Annotated in this window: 16 protein-coding genes; 9 read left to right on the forward strand and 7 right to left on the reverse strand. The window is 53.2% G+C overall.

The genetic code is table 11. From position 1 onward, the window contains the following. The first annotated feature begins 44 nt into the window (after positions 1-44). The gene (rlmF, locus tag AC6I8W_RS06865; protein WP_497837508.1) at positions 45-971 is read left to right on the forward strand and encodes a 23S rRNA (adenine(1618)-N(6))-methyltransferase RlmF; all 927 of its coding nucleotides are present in this window, start codon (positions 45-47) and stop codon (positions 969-971) included. Positions 972-973: 2 nt separating this feature from the next. On the opposite strand, the gene ybiO is transcribed toward rlmF, so the two are convergent. The 6 genes from ybiO to rhtA form a co-directional block, all read right to left on the reverse strand. After that, entirely contained in the window at positions 974-3,247 is a 2,274-nt protein-coding gene (gene ybiO, locus AC6I8W_RS06870; protein WP_497837509.1) for a mechanosensitive channel protein, read from the reverse strand. Between the two features lie 155 nt (positions 3,248-3,402). Then, a complete protein-coding gene (gene glnQ, locus AC6I8W_RS06875; protein ID WP_497837510.1) occupies positions 3,403-4,125 on the reverse strand; it encodes a glutamine ABC transporter ATP-binding protein GlnQ in 723 nt (240 codons plus the stop codon). Next, positions 4,122-4,781: a glutamine ABC transporter permease GlnP gene (gene glnP, locus AC6I8W_RS06880; RefSeq protein WP_013508435.1), complete on the reverse strand. Its 660-nt coding sequence runs from the start codon at positions 4,779-4,781 to the stop codon at positions 4,122-4,124. Before glnP ends, glnQ begins: the two co-directional genes overlap by 4 nt. Before the next feature lie 84 nt (positions 4,782-4,865). Next, the gene (glnH, locus tag AC6I8W_RS06885) at positions 4,866-5,612 is read right to left on the reverse strand and encodes a glutamine ABC transporter substrate-binding protein GlnH (protein ID WP_497838123.1); all 747 of its coding nucleotides are present in this window, start codon (positions 5,610-5,612) and stop codon (positions 4,866-4,868) included. A gap of 322 nt (positions 5,613-5,934) precedes the next feature. Then, positions 5,935-6,438: a DNA starvation/stationary phase protection protein Dps gene (gene dps / locus AC6I8W_RS06890; protein ID WP_497838124.1), complete on the reverse strand. Its 504-nt coding sequence runs from the start codon at positions 6,436-6,438 to the stop codon at positions 5,935-5,937. Positions 6,439-6,884: 446 nt separating this feature from the next. Further along, on the reverse strand, positions 6,885-7,793 hold the full coding sequence (gene rhtA, locus AC6I8W_RS06895; protein ID WP_497837511.1) for a threonine/homoserine exporter RhtA: 909 nt from the start codon (positions 7,791-7,793) through the stop codon (positions 6,885-6,887). A gap of 380 nt (positions 7,794-8,173) precedes the next feature. On the opposite strand from rhtA, the gene ompX reads away from it, so the two are divergent. Beyond that, on the forward strand, positions 8,174-8,683 hold the full coding sequence (ompX, locus tag AC6I8W_RS06900) for an outer membrane protein OmpX (protein WP_480369815.1): 510 nt from the start codon (positions 8,174-8,176) through the stop codon (positions 8,681-8,683). A gap of 135 nt (positions 8,684-8,818) precedes the next feature. Here the strand turns inward: ompX and AC6I8W_RS06905 are convergent, their stop codons facing one another. Further along, positions 8,819-9,013 carry a hypothetical protein gene (locus tag AC6I8W_RS06905; RefSeq protein ID WP_497837512.1) on the reverse strand — a complete coding sequence of 65 codons (195 nt, stop codon included), beginning with the start codon at positions 9,011-9,013 and terminating at the stop codon, positions 8,819-8,821. Between the two features lie 265 nt (positions 9,014-9,278). Between AC6I8W_RS06905 and mntR the strand changes: the two genes are divergently transcribed. From mntR to AC6I8W_RS06940, 7 genes are all read left to right on the forward strand, one after another. Then, positions 9,279-9,737 (forward strand): manganese-binding transcriptional regulator MntR, encoded by a 459-nt coding sequence (gene mntR / locus AC6I8W_RS06910; RefSeq protein WP_480369817.1) that lies wholly within the window; start codon positions 9,279-9,281, stop codon positions 9,735-9,737. Positions 9,738-9,758: 21 nt separating this feature from the next. Further along, the gene (locus AC6I8W_RS06915; RefSeq protein ID WP_497837513.1) at positions 9,759-10,868 is read left to right on the forward strand and encodes an SLC13 family permease; all 1,110 of its coding nucleotides are present in this window, start codon (positions 9,759-9,761) and stop codon (positions 10,866-10,868) included. 185 nt (positions 10,869-11,053) lie between these two features. After that, positions 11,054-12,193: an HlyD family secretion protein gene (locus AC6I8W_RS06920; RefSeq protein WP_497837514.1), complete on the forward strand. Its 1,140-nt coding sequence runs from the start codon at positions 11,054-11,056 to the stop codon at positions 12,191-12,193. Beyond that, positions 12,190-13,758 carry a DHA2 family efflux MFS transporter permease subunit gene (locus AC6I8W_RS06925; RefSeq protein WP_497837515.1) on the forward strand — a complete coding sequence of 523 codons (1,569 nt, stop codon included), beginning with the start codon at positions 12,190-12,192 and terminating at the stop codon, positions 13,756-13,758. Before AC6I8W_RS06920 ends, AC6I8W_RS06925 begins: the two co-directional genes overlap by 4 nt. Before the next feature lies 1 nt (position 13,759). Further along, positions 13,760-15,283: an efflux transporter outer membrane subunit gene (locus AC6I8W_RS06930; protein ID WP_497837516.1), complete on the forward strand. Its 1,524-nt coding sequence runs from the start codon at positions 13,760-13,762 to the stop codon at positions 15,281-15,283. Between the two features lie 577 nt (positions 15,284-15,860). Further along, complete coding sequence (locus AC6I8W_RS06935) at positions 15,861-16,262, forward strand: H-NS family histone-like protein (RefSeq protein WP_480369831.1); 402 nt, start codon at positions 15,861-15,863, stop codon at positions 16,260-16,262. Positions 16,263-16,434: 172 nt separating this feature from the next. Further along, positions 16,435-18,027 carry an ABC-F family ATPase gene (locus AC6I8W_RS06940; protein WP_497837517.1) on the forward strand — a complete coding sequence of 531 codons (1,593 nt, stop codon included), beginning with the start codon at positions 16,435-16,437 and terminating at the stop codon, positions 18,025-18,027. The last annotated feature ends 29 nt before the right edge of the window (positions 18,028-18,056 follow it).

The following is an 18,056-nucleotide window of genomic DNA, read 5'->3' on the forward strand; positions in this document are numbered from 1 at the left end:
TCCGGCACAGGGTATCTTACGCCGCGTTATCGATCGGAGAACCTATGAACAAGCCAGCCGCCCCCTCGCCTTTTCATCCGCGTAACCGCCATCAGGGCCGTTATGATTTTGCTGCGTTGACTGCTGCACATCCGCCGCTGGCGGACAAGGTACGCCCGAACGGTTACGGCGAGCTGTCGGTAGATTTTGCCGATCCTCAGGCGGTGATGCTGCTCAATCAGGCGCTACTGAAGTTGTTTTATAACCTCAACTGGCAACTGCCGGAAGGTTATCTGACACCGCCCGTGCCGGGCCGTGCCGATTATATCCATGCGCTGGCCGATTTACTGGCGACCGACAACGGCGGGGTGATTCCGCGCGATGTGGATGTGATGGATATTGGTTGCGGGGCCAACTGCATCTACCCGTTAATTGGTCATGCCGAATACGGCTGGCGCTTTACCGGCACCGATATCACAGCGGAAGCGGTCACTGCCGCTAACCAGATTGTTGCCAGCAATCCGGGATTGCAGCGTGGCATTCGCTTACGCCGTCAGAAGCAACCCGAGGCGATTTTCGCCGGAGTGGTGCACAAAAATGAACGCTATCAGGCGGTGCTGTGTAATCCCCCGTTCCATGCCTCGGCAGAGGCGGCGGCGGCGGGCAGCCAGCGTAAAGTGCGTAACCTCGGGCTGAAGAGAAACACGCCGCTCAACTTTGGTGGTCAGCATAACGAGTTGTGGTGCGACGGCGGCGAACGTAAGTTCGTCGGCCAAATGATCGCGGAAAGCGTCGCCTTTGCCGACCGGATTGTGTGGTTCACCTCGCTGGTGTCGCGCAAGGAGAATCTGCCTGCGCTGCGTGACCAACTGCGCGATCTTGATGCGTACGAGGTACGCATTGTTGAAATGGCGCAGGGTCAGAAGCAGAGCCGCTTTATCGCGTGGACGTTCCTGCCGGAAGCCGGACGCGCCCAGCGGCTGAAACGCTAAATTCACGGCCCCGGCGGCAGCGCCGGCAAACTGGCGGCGGAGGCTATGTCGCTGCCGGTTTGCATTACCTCTACCGTTTGATGCGGCGCTTTGATGCCCGCTGCGTCAAAATGTTTTTTCACCTTGTCATCCAGCGCAAATCTGACCGACCATTGCTTCAGCGGTTGGGTGGTGAAGGATACGCGCACGGTGAAGGATTGATTGGTCAGCCCGACCAACCCGGCAAAGCTCGGCTCACCGATCACCATGCCGCGAATATCCGGATTTTCCAGTAGTTCTTTCACCGCCGCCTGCAAGGTAGCATTCACTTTCTCCGTGTCTTCGTTGCGGTCAACATCATAGTTGGCGACGAACGAACCGATGCCGCGCACGAAGTTGGCGAAGGTGGTGATCGACGACCAGGGAATGATATTTAACGCCCCGGTATCCTGACGCACCCCAACGGATCGAATCGACATCCGTTCGACTGTGCCAGTGATGGTGCCGATGGTCACCAAATCGCCGGTATTCATGCCGTTCTCAAACTGGATAAAGATACCGGTGATGATATCTTTCACCAGGGTTTGCGAACCAAACGACACCGCCAGCCCTAGCGCGCCTGCGCCTGCCAGCAGCGGAGCAATATTCACCCCGACTTCAGACAGCAAAATCATAATGGTGATGGTACTGATCACCACCGCCAGGGCGTTGCGAAACAGCGTCAGCAGCGTGCGGGTACGGGCGCTTGGCATCGGACGGCCATGCGAATCCGAGGCCAGACGACTCTCAATCAGGCTGGCAAGCAGAGTCCAGCCAATCGCCGACAGCAGCACAATCATCACGATACGAATCAGCACATCGACCATCTTCTGCCCGGCACCCAACGTCAGCCAGTGCCAGAGATCAAACAGGTTCCATGCATTCAGCAGCAGCAACAGGGTGGCAAGCACGGTGATCACCCGCGCCAGTTTGAGGATCGCTTTCACCCAATCGTTGACGCGTTTTTGTAACTCCGGGTAGTTACGTCGCAAATCAGGGGAGAGCGTGAGCGTTTTGCCAATCCAGCGGGTCAACATGCCGGAAATCAGCGCCGCGATACAAATAATCGCCAGGCTACGCACCGTGGCAGACATCATAAATTTCAGGCTGTCGCCGGGATTAAAAATGGAGAGCAGGAATAGCGCGATAAAGTAGGCACTTGCTAACCAGTGCCACACCATGCCAAAGGCACGGATAAACAGGGCAAAGAAACTCAGGCTGCGGTCGGCAAGACGCGATAACTCCTCATGGATATTGCGCCTGTTACGGAAAATCAACCACATCGCCCACACCGTCATGATCCCCATCACCAGCACGTTAACCAGCGCTGCAATCTGCATATTGACCTGATTAGAGACGATGGGCACCACCACCAATAAACCATAACCAATGATGCCGCTGAGCCAGCTCAGGCGGGTATTCCAGTAGCTGGCGCGCGCATCAGACAAATGAAAGAAACGCAGGGTAGGGAAGCGCGGACAGAAAATCAGGCGCAGTACCGCTTTGAAAAACTCAATCAATGCGAAGGCGTTAAGGAACAGCCCCTGTTGATAAGCAATGGTGCGGTTGTCGCCGTGGTAGTTGTCGCTGATGATCTGGCCGATAAATAGCGTGAATGCCAGCAGCAGTAAATCGATGATAAAGGCCAGCACGATGGTGGCGGGCAGATGCAGCCATTTGCTGCGCTCAAGGTTGTGATTGCGCCCCCAGCGGCCCATGCGTTGCCACACCGGTGACATCAGGCGACGCGTCAGCCAGTAGCAAGCAAACACGGCGGCAGCAAGACCAACAAAGTGCTTCAGGGCATTCAGAAACGTTTGTTGGTTGAAGGCCTTGTGCGGTGCGTTAACGATGCTTTCGTGCAAGCGAAGAAACTGTGATGCCACTTCACCGCCGTATTCACGAGTGACGCTGGTAACGCTTTCCAGCACCGTGGGATCGTCACTCTCCGCCTGCGGCGGGGCCAACACGGGGGCCTGAGTGGTAGACGTGCTGTTGGCGGCCTGGCGCAGTTGATCGATCAGCTCCTGACGTGAGTCGTTGTTTGCCAGAATGTTAGCCAGTGCAGCATAGGCGGCTTTTTTCTCCTCCAGCGTCGGGGCGGTGTTGTCACTGGTCGCGGGAGAAGAAGATTGCTGTGCGGCAACCGCCGCCTGGGGCAGGGTGACCGCCTGAGTGGTCGGGATTAGCAACAGACAGATAATCAGACTGAGGCTCCAACAGATGGCACGACGCCATTGTGGGCTGGCAAACAGCATGGCTTTCTCCTTGAGCTACGCGCAGCGGCACAAGGGAGAAGTATAGACAGTAGGGGCGGGTGAAGAGTCTGAAAGGGGATGTCGTAGCGGCGCGATTTATCGCGCACCGTTAAAACCCGCGCGATAAATCGCGCCGCTACGACAAAACTACCCGCTTAAGATACGTGCTGCAAAAACTCGCGCAGACGATCGCTCGGCGGGTTGGTGATCAACTCGTCCGGGTTGCCATCTTCAGCGATGGTGCCTTTGTCGATAAAGATCAGGCGCGAGGCGACTTTCTGTGCGAAGCCCACTTCGTGCGTAACGATAACCATCGTCATGCCTTCTTCGGCCAAATCCTGCATCACTTTCAGTACTTCGTGGCGCAGTTCCGGGTCGAGCGCGGAGGTTGGCTTATCGAACAGCATCATTTTCGGCTTCACCGCCAGCGCACGTGCAATGGCGACACGTTGTTGCTGACCACCGGAAAGCTCAGACGGGAAGTGATGCGCACGCTCGGCGAGACCGACTTTACCCAGCAGTTCACGCGCCAGCTTATGGGCATCTTCCTTTTTCGCACCACGCACGCGGATCGGACCAAAGGCCACGTTATCCAGCGCGCTCATCTGTGGAAACAGGTGGAATTGCTGAAACACCATCCCGGCTTCCTGACGGATCAGGCGCTCGTCAACTTTCGGGTCATTCACCTTCATACCGTCGACAATCAGATCGCCGGTGGTGATCTCTTCAAGCTTGTTAATGCAACGCAGTAGCGTCGATTTACCGGAACCGGACGGGCCGATAATCACCACCACTTCACCCTGATTAATCTTCAGGTTGATGTCGTGCAGCACCTGAGTCTGGCCGAAGTTTTTAGAGACGTTTTTAAATTCAATCACAGGATTTTCACCCTTTTCTCAATACGGCGCAGCACAAAGCTCAACACCAGCGTAATAACCAGATAGATGATGGCAACGGCGCTCCAGATCTCCAGTGCGCGGAAGTTACCGGCGATGATCTCCTGGCCCTGACGGGTCAGTTCCGCCACACCAATCACGATAAACAGTGAGGTGTCCTTGATGCTGACAATCCACTGGTTACCCAGCGGCGGCAGCATACGACGCAGCGCCAGTGGCATGATCACGTAACGCAACGTTTCGCGGCGCGAGAGACCCAGTGCCAGGCCCGCTTCGCGGAAGCCTTTGTTGATCGACAGCACGGCACCACGGGTGATTTCTGCGATGTAGGCACCCGAGTTGATCATAATGGTGACTACCGCAGCGGTGAACGGATCGATACGCAGATCCGGGAAGGCCATCGGCAGGGCGAAATAAATAAACATCACCTGCACCACAATCGGCGTGCCGCGAATTAATTCAATGAAAACCAGTGCGATGTTGTTAGCGATCCAACCGCCGTAAGCGCGGGCGAAACCGGCCACCAGGCCGATAATCAAACCGCCGACCAGGCCGAGGACCGAAATAATCAGAGTCATTTTGGCGCCTTCCAGCAAAATCGGCAGGGCAGGCCAAATGACGCTCCAGTCAAACTCCATGGTGGAACTCCAGAATTTGTTGCGATGGAAAAAGCAGGGCTGAATCAGCCCTGCTGCAAAGATAAAAATAGAACAAGATGCGAATTATTTAGGTTCGCTGCCGAACCATTTTTTATAGATGCTGTTGTAAGTGCCGTTGTCACGCAGGGTTTTCAGCGCGCCGTTCACTTTTTCACGCAGGTCGTCGCTACCTTTCGGGAAAGCGATGCCGTACTGCTGGGCGGAGATTGACTCGCCAACCGCTTTGAAGCGACCTTTGCCCGCAGTGTGGATGAAGTACAGGATGTTCGGGGTATCGTGCAGTACTGCGTCAGCACGGTTGGTGCCTAACTCCATGTAGGCGTTGTCGATGTTCGGGAACTGACGCAGATCTTTCGATTTGATGTGCGCTTTGGCGTAATCAACCGAACCGGTGCCGCTTTTCACTGCCACCACTTTGCCGTTCAGATCATCGATGCTTTTGATGTCGTTTTCGTTGTTACGCACCATCACCAGCAGACCGCTTTTGTAGTAGCCGTCAGAGAAATCGATGGCTTTTTTGCGCTCATCGGTAATGGTGATACCGGCCAGTGCCACATCGACGTTACGGGTTTGCAGTGCCGGGATGATGCCGCTGAAATCCATCGGCTTCAGGGTGTAATCCAGTTTCAGTTCTTTCGCGATAGCGGCCCACAGATCGATATCAAAACCGACGTATTGGTCACCCTGCTTAAATTCGAACGGAACGAAAGCGGTGTCAGTAGCGACAACCAATTTTTTATCTGCTGCGGTGGATGAAAGAGAGAAGGCCAGCGCCAGGGCTGCCACGGAGACTTTAATCAGTGACTTCATCATTTTTCCTTATTACCTTCCAGACCTGTTGGCCTGATTTGCGGCTGTTCATATGAAAAAACTATGCCAACTTTTCATTTGTCGCGAAATCAGCAGGTTGCATAACGTTGCTGACACGATTTTGCTTACAGAGGACGATGTGCACCATATTGAGGCACCAATTTGGTGCATCACGCCTTTGTGGTGCAGGGCACAGTTTGCCCCAGAGCGCAGGCCAGGAAAAGCAGGGATGAAGAAATTGTTAACGGTGTCAAAAAAAGCACCAGGATGTTACGCGGGCATAAAAAAGGCGGGAAAACCCGCCTGATTAAGAATTTACTGATTATTCGATATTAGATTCGATAAACCACAAGAACTTATCAAGATCGCGTGATGCGGCGGTGAAAATATCCGCGCTATCTTCGTCGCTCACCTCGCTGATGGCTTTGCGCACATCGTTTGCCACGATGGCATAACGATCGGCCAGCGCTTTCAGATGATCCTGCACGCTGTGGATATTTAGCGGGTAGCTTTTCAGCGGAGTTTTATCATTGACGACTTGGGTCGTGCCCAGCGCAATGCCGCCCAGCTGTACCACACGTTCAGCAATGGTGTCCTGATGATCGGCAATCGCGGTACGGAAGCCGTCCAGCATTTCGTGCACCGCAATAAAGTTCGCGCCGCGCATGTTCCAGTGCGCCTGTTTGGTGATCAGCGACAGGTCAATGAACTCCACGACCAGACGGTTGAGCACCTCAATGGTGGCTTTCTTCTCGCTATCAGCCACGTCGTTACGGGTGTAAATCAGATCGGAAGATTTTGTTTTAACCAGTTTTGCGGTACTCATCATTAAATTCCTCTTGTTGATGGGTTGTCCTAATCAAGCACGGGATTAAGTATAGCAGCACATCCCTGGCTTGCAGGATTGGTTCAGTCAATATCAGGAATAGGTAAACACAAATTGATCATACGTTGCCGATTAAAAACGGCTGATAATGAGTTTCTTTGAAAATTCAAATTTATCAATAAGATAAAATATAAATGTTAATTATATTTCTTTAATGTTGCAAAATAATAACGAAATGGAATGAGTAATAAATAAAAACTGATAATGAGAATGGTTTATATATTCAGCCAGTCATATGGTCAGCCGAATATATTGATATACCCGTCATACTTCAAGCTGCAGGTACGTTGGCTGTGCTAGCCCTCACCCTGGTCACTTACCTGAGTAAGCTCCCGGGGATTCGCGCACTTGCCGCCTTCCTGCAACTCGAATTATTTAGGGCATAATCATTGTGGGGGAATTAAATCCACTTCGTTAATTTGCGGGCTTTTCGGTTTCATCGTCAGGGTGGAACCGGCAGAGGCGATAATGATCGCCAGCAGGGCAACCCATTGTTTTAACGTCAGCAATTCACCGAGGAACAACATACCGGACAGCGCCGCCATAGCTGGCTCCAGGCTCATCAGCGTGCCAAAAATACGTGCGGGCAGGCGTGTCAACGCCATCATCTCAAGAGAATAGGGAATGGCGCTGGAGAGCAGGGCAATGACCAGCGCCAGCGGCAAAATTTCCCAATGCCAGATACCACTATGAGCAAAGGTCAGGCCAAGTGGAACAAAAATGATCGACGCAACCAGCGAACCCATCGCCACTGTCGCCGGACCGTGCTCCGCACCTGCGCGCTGTCCTGCCAGAATGTAAATCGCCCAGCAGGCACCAGCACCGACTGCCAGCAACGCACCCAGCGGATCAATGTGACTAATTCCTTCGCCAATCGGCAGCAAAAACCATAAACCGATCACCGCCAGCAACACCCAGAGGAAATCCAGCGGGCGGCGAGAACCGAGCAGTGCCAGCGTCAGTGGTCCGGTGAATTCAAGGCCGACCGCGACACCCAACGGCACCGTACGGATGGAGAGATAGAACAGATAATTCATGCAACCCAGCGCCAGGCCGTACATCAGTAGCGGTAGACGTTGTTCGCGGCTAAAACGCAGACGCCAGGGTTTAAAGATGGCGCAAAGGATGATAGTCCCCAATCCGAGACGCAAAGCGGTAATACCTGGCGCACCGACGGTGGGGAACAATGATTTTGCCAACGATGCGCCGCCTTGTAGCGACAGCATGGCAATCAGCAGCACGGCGATAGGGAAAACCACCGGCGTCAGTTTTTTGGCAGTCAGAGGTGCAGACATGCTGGAATCAATCCCTGTTGTTATTAACATCAAAGTAACAGCCAGCAGTGTAAAGGAATTACGCGCAAATAAGGAGGCGCACTTTTGGCAAAAAAAAAGCGTAACGGCAGCTGAAAAAACAGTCAGGATCAGGTCCGTTTCCGTAAAGAAATGTCAGTCAGGATTAAGAATTTACTTAAAGGTGTAAATGATGGGCAGAATATTCATTGCAAAAAGATGACGGTTTTTATAAGAAAAATGAATGACATAGGAAACCCCATTAACTTTCTGTTACACCAAACAATCTGTTAGACAACAAATTAACGGCAGAGTTTCCCGCTATTTTTTGTTATATTTTTAGCCGTTGTCAGGAGAGAAGTTTTATCACATTTGAGGTGGTTATGAAAAAAATTGCATGTCTTTCAGCACTGGCTTGTGTACTGGCAGTTGCAACAGGTTCTGCCATGGCGCAGAGCACCGTTACCGGTGGTTACGCTCAGAGCGATTATCAGGGTGTTGCCAACAAAGCTAACGGCTTCAACCTGAAATACCGTTACGAAGATGGTACTAACCCGCTGGGTTGGATCGGTTCTTTCACCTATACCGAGAAAGACCGCACTGACGCTGGCGTGTACAACAAAGGCCAGTACTACGGCTTCACCGGTGGTCCGGCTTACCGTCTGAACGACTGGGCAAGCATCTACGGTGTTGTGGGTCTGGGCTACGGTAAATACCAGTCTAACGGTGCTGACCGTCAGAAATCTGACACCAGCGACGTAGGTTTCTCTTACGGTGCAGGTCTGCAGTTCAACCCGATTCAGAACGTTGCACTGGACGTGGGCTACGAGCAGAGCCGCATCCGCAGCGTCGACGTAGGCACCTGGATTGCTGGCGTAGGCTACAGCTTCTAAGTTTTTGCTTAGACCAGAGTTGCAAACGAAACGGCCCCGATGGGGCCGTTTTTTTATGCCTGACATATTTTCTGCAGACGCACGAAAGCAGCGCGATTTATCGCGCCGCAACAAAATAAAAGTCAGAGGGTGCGCTTAACCGCGCCAGATCAGATTCGGGCAGGGGCGTTCGGTGAGTTTTTTGCCGGTCAGCTTTTCGATCAACATCAGACGCAGCGCAAACGGTGAGCGGCTAAACAGGCACAGCAGCGACTTCAGCTCGAAAGCTGGCGCGCTTTTTTCCGCCTGGAAGCATTTGCCACAGTCGAGGCAGCTTTTCATGGTGGTCATGTACACCTCCCGATTATTGACGACGTAACAGTAAGCACAGTCCTGCGATAAACAACAGGAAAAGGAGCAACAGCAAATAGGGTTCATGCATGATTTGCCTCCTTTGTGAGCATTGCTGCTTACATTATCAGCGAATATAGCACCGGCTATACCCTTTAGCCAAGGCTATTTAGGAAAATTTTGTGCTTATTTGTGCCTGGTTTACAATGAGCGCAGCTAATCCGTACCGCAGTTCTGGTATGGCAAATAATAAAGAGGAAGCTGAATGAGTCGTCGTGCCAAGAGCGCCATCACCCCGCCGCAGGGACCGCTTAAAGATATCGAGGAGCATGTCGAAGGATTTCGCCAGGTGCGCGAAGCGCATCGTCGTGAGTTAATTGATGACTACGTTGAGTTAATCTCTGATTTAATTCGTGAATTTGGCGAAGCGCGCCAGGTGGATATGGCCGCGCGTCTCGGTGTCTCGCAGCCGACCGTAGCAAAAATGCTGAAGCGTCTCGGCAGTACCGGGCTGGTTGAACAGGTGCCGTATCGCGGTGTTTTCCTGACGCGGGAGGGTGAGAAACTGGCGGAGGAGAGCCGTGCGCGTCATCACATTGTAGAAACTTTTCTGCTGGCGCTGGGCATCAGCCCCGAAACAGCGCGTCGTGATTCGGAAGGTATTGAACATCACGTCAGTGATGAAACCCTCGCCGTGTTCAGGAAGTTTTACGAGAGTCGCTAACTTTTAAGGCCTCCCGCCATCATGCCCATCGTGCTTCGTTCTTTCATGCGTGATCGCCTTTTGCATTTGTTGTTGCTGTTGGGTGTGGTATTGCTGCCGTTTGCGGATTTTCGCTGGCAGCAGCTTCCTGGCGCGGTTGACTGGCACACCATCATGACGCTCACCGGCCTGTTGATGTTGACCAAAGGGCTGGAAAACAGCGGCTATTTTGATGTGCTGGGCGCGCGGCTAATCCAGCGTTTCCAACATGAACGGGCGTTGGCACTGTTTATGGTGTGTGCCGCTGCGTTGCTTTCTACCTTTCTCACCAATGACGTTGCGCTGTTCATTCTGGTGCCGCTCACCCTGACGTTGCGTAAATTTTCCCGTTTGCCGATTTCGCGCCTGATCATCTTTGAAGCGCTGGCGGTCAACGCCGGGTCAATGCTAACGCCTGTGGGCAACCCGCAAAATATCCTGTTGTGGAGTCACGGGTCGCTGAGTGTATCCGCCTTTATTTTGCAAATGCTGCCGATTGCGGCTTGGTTGATGTTGACACTTATGGTGCTGACCTGGTGGAGTTTTTCGCCGCGTACCATCCAGAAACATGAAGCCAGCCAGGAACACCAATGGCAAAAACCGCTGTTTATCCTCAGTGTGGTGCTGTACCTGGTGTTTGTGGTGGCGCTGGAGCTGAAGCTAACGGGGTGGGCGCTGCTGCTGGTCGCAGGCTGTTTTTTACTGCTGGCTCGTCAGGTACTGATCAGCATTGACTGGAGTCTGCTGCTGGTATTTGTGGCAATGTTTATCGATGTCTTTTTGCTGATGCATCTGCCACTGCTCCAGCCACATTTTACCGCCATTGGGCAGTTAGGTGAGGGCGGATTGTATCTGCTGGCGATTGGCCTGTCGCAAATCATCAGCAATGTGCCTTCAACCATCCTGTTGTTGCAAAAAGTGCCACCCTCTGATGTCCTGGCCTGGGCAGTCAATATTGGCGGATTTGGCTTGTTGCCGGGATCGCTGGCAAACCTGATTGCGTTACGGATGGCGCAGGATCGCCGTGTCTGGTGGCGCTTCCATCTCTTTTCCCTGCCGATGCTGGCGTGGTCAATGCTGAGTGGCTGGCTGCTGTTGCAGTGGCTGCGCTAAACCAGCGAATTCTCTCCGAACAGGGCGGTGAGTCACCGCATTTTCAGTATCTTATCGCGCATTTTCGCTGAAAATGCGTGCTTTCCCGGTTTTGTAAAGAAATACTGGAATTTGTCAATTTGTTATCTAAGGTTAACTTGACTGCTTACGCCCGGGGATCGGGGCCAGGATTAAGATGACAATTTATGAGTGATAACAAAAATCAGCCGCCTGCACAGGCGGCGCAAAACCCGCACCAGCCAGAAGTATCGAACGGCAATTCATCCGAATACAACGAGCCGGAACGTAAACGTCCCGGTAAAAAGCCGTTGGTGATCCTCGTGATTGTCGCCGTGATCATGCTGCTGGTGATTTTCTGGTTCTGGTTTAGCAATCGCAACATTGAAACCACCGATGATGCCTTTACCGAAGGCAACGCGGTAACCATTGCGCCCAAAGCCGCTGGTTATGTGGTGAAGCTGTTCGTACGCGATAACCAACGGGTGAACAAAGGCGATCTGTTGGTCGAGATTGATCCACGCGATAACGTGGCGCAGCGCGACCAGGCGAAAGCCCAGCTTGGACTGGCACAGGCTCAACTTCATCAGGCGCAGGCCCAGCTGGCGTTATCCCGCGTGCAATATCCGGCGCAGCGTGACCAGGCGTTAGCCGATCAAGCCAAGGCGCAGGCGAATTTACTCAATGCTCAGGCTGATTACCGTCGGCAACGTGCGGTCGATCCTCGTGCCACCTCGCAGCGCAATATTGACAGCGCGACGGTGCAATTACGTTCTGCCGAAGCGCAGTTGCTGAGTGCGAAGGCGCAGGTGGAAGTGGCGTCTCAGGTGCAATTGCAGTTGCGTGCTCAGGAAACCAATGTCGAAGCACGCCAGCAGCAGGTTGAGCAGGCGCAGGCGCAGTTGAATACCGCCGAGCTGAATCTTTCTTACACACAGGTGCGCGCGCCGTACGACGGCTTCGTCACGAAACGTAATGTGCACATCGGTTCGCTGGTGCAGGCGGGAACGGCGCTATTCTCGCTGGTTTCGCCCGATATCTGGATTACCGCCAACTTTAAAGAATCGCAGCTGGAGCGGATGAATCCAGGCGACAAGGTTGAAATCAGTGTCGATGCCTGGCCGAGCCTTAAGCTTGAAGGGCATGTCGACAGCATTCAAATGGGCAGCGGCTCGCGCTTCTCCACCTTCCCGGCAGAGAACGCCACCGGTAACTATGTGAAAATCGTGCAGCGTGTGCCGGTGAAAATTGTCATCGATAAAGGCCTTGATGCCAGTCATCCGTTGCCGCTGGGACTGTCGGTTGAACCGAAGGTGACCGTAGAATGAGTGCGAGCCAGAGCTGGAAGCCCGCCAGCAACCCCTGGCTGGTGGCGATCACGGTGACGCTGGCGGTGTTTATGGAGATCCTTGACACCACCATCGTTAACGTCGCGTTGCCGCATATCGCCGGGTCACTCTCCTCAAGTTATGACGAATCCACCTGGGTGCTGACTTCATACCTGGTGGCGAACGGCATCGTCCTGCCCATCTCGGCCTTTTTTACCCGCTTGTTTGGTCGTAAACAGTTTTTCCTGATCTGTATCGTGATGTTCACCGTCTGTTCATTCCTGTGCGGTATTGCGACAGAGTTGTGGCAAATCATTCTGTTCCGCGTCATGCAGGGCTTTTTTGGTGGCGGTCTGCAACCGACGCAGCAATCGGTGCTGCTCGACTATTTCAAGCCGGAAGATCGTGGTAAGGCATTCGGCCTCTCGTCGATTGCGATCATCGTGGCACCGGTGATTGGCCCCACGCTGGGCGGTTGGATCACCGACAACTACAGCTGGCGCTGGGTGTTCTTTATCAATATCCCGGTTGGCATCCTGACGGTGCTGGCGATTTACCAGTTGCTGGAAGATCCACCGTGGGAAAGTAAGTGGGAAAAAGGCCGCCTGAAGATTGATTACATCGGTATCGGGTTGATCACCCTCGGGCTGGGATGTTTACAGGTCATGCTGGATCGCGGCGAAGATGCTGACTGGTTCGCCTCGCATTTTATTCGCCTGTTCGCCGGGCTGGCGGTGGTGGGGATTGTTGGCGCGGTTTACTGGTTGCTATACGTGCGTAAGCCGGTGGTGGATCTTACGGTGATGAAAGACCGAAACTTCTGGGTGGCCGGTCTGTTGATGGCGGGGATGGCGATGATTCTGTATGGCAGTTCGGTGGTGTTACCCCAGCTGGCTCAGCAGGATTTGGGGTATACCGCCACCTGGTCAGGCCTGGTGCTGTCACCCGGTGCGGTGCTGATTGTGTTGACCATTCCGCTGGTGCTCAAGTTGATGCCTATCGTTCAGACCCGTTACATTATTGCCTTTGGCTTCACTTGCCTGGCGCTGGCGTTCTGCTATTCCACTCGGCTGACGCCCAACGTCGATTTCACCACCCTGGTATTGATGCGCAGTGCCCAGTCGATTGGACTCGGTTTCCTGTTCGTCCCTCTGACCACCATTGCGTTTATCACCGTACCGCAGCGCTTAAACGCCGATGCAGCCGCATTGTTTACCATGTTCCGTAATGTGGCGGGATCGATCGGTATCTCGCTGTCGACGGCGGCGATCACCGAACGTATGCAGACGCAATCGGCCAATATGGTGCACAACATGACGCCGCTCAACGAGCCGTTTAACCTCACGTTGCAGCACTGGGCGCAGGCGATCCGTGATTACACCACGGCGGTGGGCGATCCGTTGCAACTTGCCAGTGGGCAGCTTTATCAGGAGATGATTGCCCAGTCACGCATCCTTGCGTATATCGATGTCTTTATGGGACTGAGTATTGTGGCAGTGCTATTGATTCCTTTTTGTTGGTTGCTTTCGCCGATCAAGAGCGAAGGCAGTGCAGGAGCACATTAAAATGAACAAGTCAGTGCGCTTTGCACCGTTGCTCAATGGGCTGGCGCTGCTGCTGGCCGGGTGTGCGGTCGGCCCCGATTATCAGCCACCTCATGCGCAAACGCCTGCCAGCTACCGTGAGTTACCCTCCCAGGAAGCGTCAAAACCGTTGTCAGCCGCGACCAACCCGCTGTGGTGGAAAAGTTTTAACGATCCTTTGCTCGATAGCCTGATCACCCGCGCAATTGCCGATAACCTGACGTTGCAACAGTCGGTGTTGCGCATTGCCGGGGCGCGTGAGCAACTGGCGCAGGCGGGTGGTGGCCTGTTTCCGACTCTGAGTGGCTCGGCCAAAGTCACTCGCCAGCAGCTCGGGTTGAAAGGTTTACTGGAGTCGAACGGGGTGTACGACCAGGTCGACGGCGATGTCGCGGATCAGCTCAATGGCCTGACGCATTCGGTGAATTTGTATCAGGGGAGCTTCGATGCCAGCTGGGAGCTGGATCTGTGGGGGAAAGTGCGGCGTCAGATGGAGATGGCCAATGCACAACAGCAGGCGGCGATCGAGCAACGCAACGACGCACTGGTGTCGTTGCAGGCCGAAGTGGCGCGAGCGTATCTGCAACTGCGCGGTGCGCAGGCGGTGCTGCAAACTTTGCAGGAACAGATTGCGATTGCACAGCAAACTTCAGAACTGACGCAGAGCCAGCAACGCAATGGCATGGCACCGCTCACCGATGTCGAGAACGCCCGCGCACAGCTGTCATCGCTCAACGCCCAGCTACCGCAGTATCAGGCGCAGGAACGTCAGGCGATGAACGGCCTGGCGGTGCTGCTGGGGAAAACCCCTGGTGCGCTGGATAGTGAACTCGCGAGCGTCAAACCGCTGCCCGCACTGCCAAAACTGGTGTCGGTAGGCATTCCGTCCACCCTGGCGCGCCGTCGTCCGGACATTCGTCAGGCTGAAGCCACGTTGCACGCGCAAACCGCCAATATCGGCGTGTCGGTGGCGGAGCTGTTCCCCAGCTTGTCACTGACCGGGCAGCTTGGCGTACGCAACACCGAGGCCAGTTATCTGGACAACTGGAGCAGCCATTTCTACAGCATAGGTCCCTCGCTCTCGATCCCGATCTTCCAGGGAGGGCAACTGGTATCCAGCGTGAAACTGGCGCGCGCGCAGCAGGCCAATGCCGCGCTGGAGTATCGTCAGACGGTGCTCACGGCGTTACAAGATGTGGAAAACGCGCTGGTAAGCTATCGCGCAGATCAACAGCAGGTCATGGCGCTGGATGAAACCACCGGGGCGCTGCAACACGCTTTTGATCTTGCCACTGACAGTTATCGTCAGGGGATATCCACCTTCCTTGACGTATTGGATGCACAACGCCAGCTGGCGCAGGCGCAGGCGCAATCCACCCAGGTACGGATGCAAACGGCGTTGGATCTGGTGGCGTTGTATAAGGCACTGGGCGGCGGCTGGGAACCGTATCAAACCGTCAACCTGCCTGACTATGCGGTATTTGGTCCGGCAACAGAGATTAAATAATCCTGCCATGGCCGCAGACAGCTTAGCTGCGGCCAATCATGTTTATTTCTGCGTATTGTTTATTGTTGCCATTCACGCATTATCGAAAATCCCAGACCGTTGACGGGAAAAGATTGAACATTATTTGCCCGGTTGACACTCGGACGAACAACAACAATCGCCACAGGCGAAAAGCTTGAAGAAAAACACCTGAACAACCGGATGGAAATGTGACACAGGCCAGTGAAATACCGGCTTTTTTATGTCTGTCTGACGTAAAAATGTGACTTTGCTCGGTTATGCTTTAAATAAAAATCCTATGGCTAAAAACATGTTTTCGTCAGCCCATTAATCTTTTTTTACCTTTGTGTTCACTTCTGCGCCAGAAAGAATATCTTCTGAAAAACGATGCAGGTTTCCTCCGAGGGTACAAGTTGTCAGGGTTAATAAAGCGATCTGCCTGGTTTAATCAAGCACGCAATCAATATCACTACCCCTTAGGAATTATCCGCGATGTAAAATTAATTTATTTTTTTATTTGAATTGGGTAATCTTGCCACTACAGTTTATTTAACCCCCCTTAAGCAAGGACATTGTGATGAGTGACGTATTTAAAGTTCTGAACAACATTCGCACATTACGTGCACAGGCTCGTGAGCTGCCGATGGTTGATCTGGAAGAAATTCTGGAAAAATTAACCGTGGTAGTGACTGAGCGTCGTGAAGAAGTACAAGCTGAAGAAGCACAGAATCGCGAAAAAGAAGAGAAGCTGTCTAAATACCGCGAAATGTTGCTGGCTGACGGCATTGATCCGAACGAATTACTGGGTGCTCTGGAAACCGGTAAAAAACGCGCCAAGCGTGCGCCGCGTCCGGCAAAATATTCTTACACTGATGAAAACGGCGAAGAGAAGTCATGGACCGGTCAGGGCCGTACGCCAGCTGCGATTAAAAAGGCACTGGATGCGGGCAAAAGCCTCGACAGCTTCCTGATCAAATAATCTGCACAATCCTTGTAAGCGGGAGCCGGAGGTGACATCACCTTCGGCTTTTTTATTGGGGGGATAAACAACAGGTTGTTGCGCCTGACCAGCGCAATGGTGGCGTCCCGGTGCCTGCTTCTGGCATAATGCCCGCTGTTTTTTCCTCCACTGCGTAACAAAGGTCAATGCCGTGTTAGTTTCCAGCAATATCACCATGCAGTTCGGCAGTAAGCCGCTGTTTGAGAATATCTCCGTTAAATTTGGCGGCGGTAATCGTTACGGTTTAATCGGTGCAAACGGCAGCGGTAAATCGACCTTCATGAAAATACTGGGCGGCGACCTGGTGCCATCAGCGGGAAATGTTTCCCTCGACCCGAACGAACGTATCGGTAAGTTGCGCCAGGACCAGTTTGCGTTTGAGCAATATAGCGTGCTCGATACCGTGATTATGGGGCACCATGAATTATGGGCCGTCAAACAGGAACGTGACCGGATATATGCCTTACCGGAAATGAGCGAAGAGGAGGGCTATAAAGTTGCTGACCTCGAAGTGCAATACGGTGAAATGGATGGTTACAGCTCTGAATCTCGCGCAGGGGAATTATTACTGGGTGTGGGCATCCCGGTGGAGCAACATTACGGGCCGATGAGCGAAATTGCGCCCGGTTGGAAATTGCGTGTGTTGCTGGCGCAGGCTTTATTTGCCAATCCGGATATTCTGTTACTCGATGAACCCACCAACAACCTGGATATTGACACCATTCGTTGGCTGGAGCAGGTACTGAACGAACGTAACAGTACCATGATCATCATTTCGCATGACCGTCATTTCCTTAATATGGTGTGCACGCATATGGCGGATCTTGATTACGGCGAACTGCGCGTTTATCCGGGTAACTATGACGAATATATGACCGCGGCCACCCAGGCGCGTGAGCGTTTATTAGCGGATAATGCGAAAAAGAAAGCGCAAATTGCCGACCTGCAATCTTTTGTCAGTCGTTTTAGCGCTAACGCCTCCAAATCACGTCAGGCGACTTCGCGCGCAAAACAGATTGATAAAATCAAACTGGATGAAGTGAAAGCCTCCAGCCGTCAGAACCCGTATATCCGTTTTGACCAGGATAAGAAATTGTTCCGCAATGCGCTGGAAGTTGAAGCCATTACCAAAGGTTTTGATAACGGCCCGTTGTTTAAAAATCTGAACCTGCTGCTGGAAGTCGGCGAAAAAATGGCGGTGCTGGGTGCCAACGGTATTGGTAAAACCACCTTGCTGAAAACGTTGGTGGGTGAACTGACACCGGAAAACGGCACGGTGAAATGGTCCGAGAATGCGCGTATTGGTTATTACGCGCAGGATCACGCCACTGATTTTGCCGATGACCTGACGGTGTTTGACTGGATGAGTCAGTGGAAACAGGATGGCGACGACGAGCAGGCGGTGCGTAGCATTCTGGGACGTCTGCTGTTCAGCCAGGACGATATCAAGAAGCCAGCCAAAGTTCTGTCAGGTGGTGAGAAGGGGCGTATGCTGTTCGGTAAACTGATGATGCAGAAACCGAATATTCTGATCATGGATGAACCGACTAACCACCTTGATATGGAATCGATCGAATCGCTGAACATGGCGCTGGAGATGTACGAAGGTACGCTGATTTTCGTCTCGCATGACCGTGAGTTCGTTAGCTCACTGGCAACACGCGTGCTGGAAATCAAAGGCGATCGCGTGGTGGACTTCACCGGCAACTACGAAGATTATCTGCGTAGCCAGGGAATTGTGTAAAAATAGTCTGGCGGCGCGATTTATCGCGC

This window comes from Pantoea sp. X-Soil-TKNS-1211, assembly GCF_059730495.1.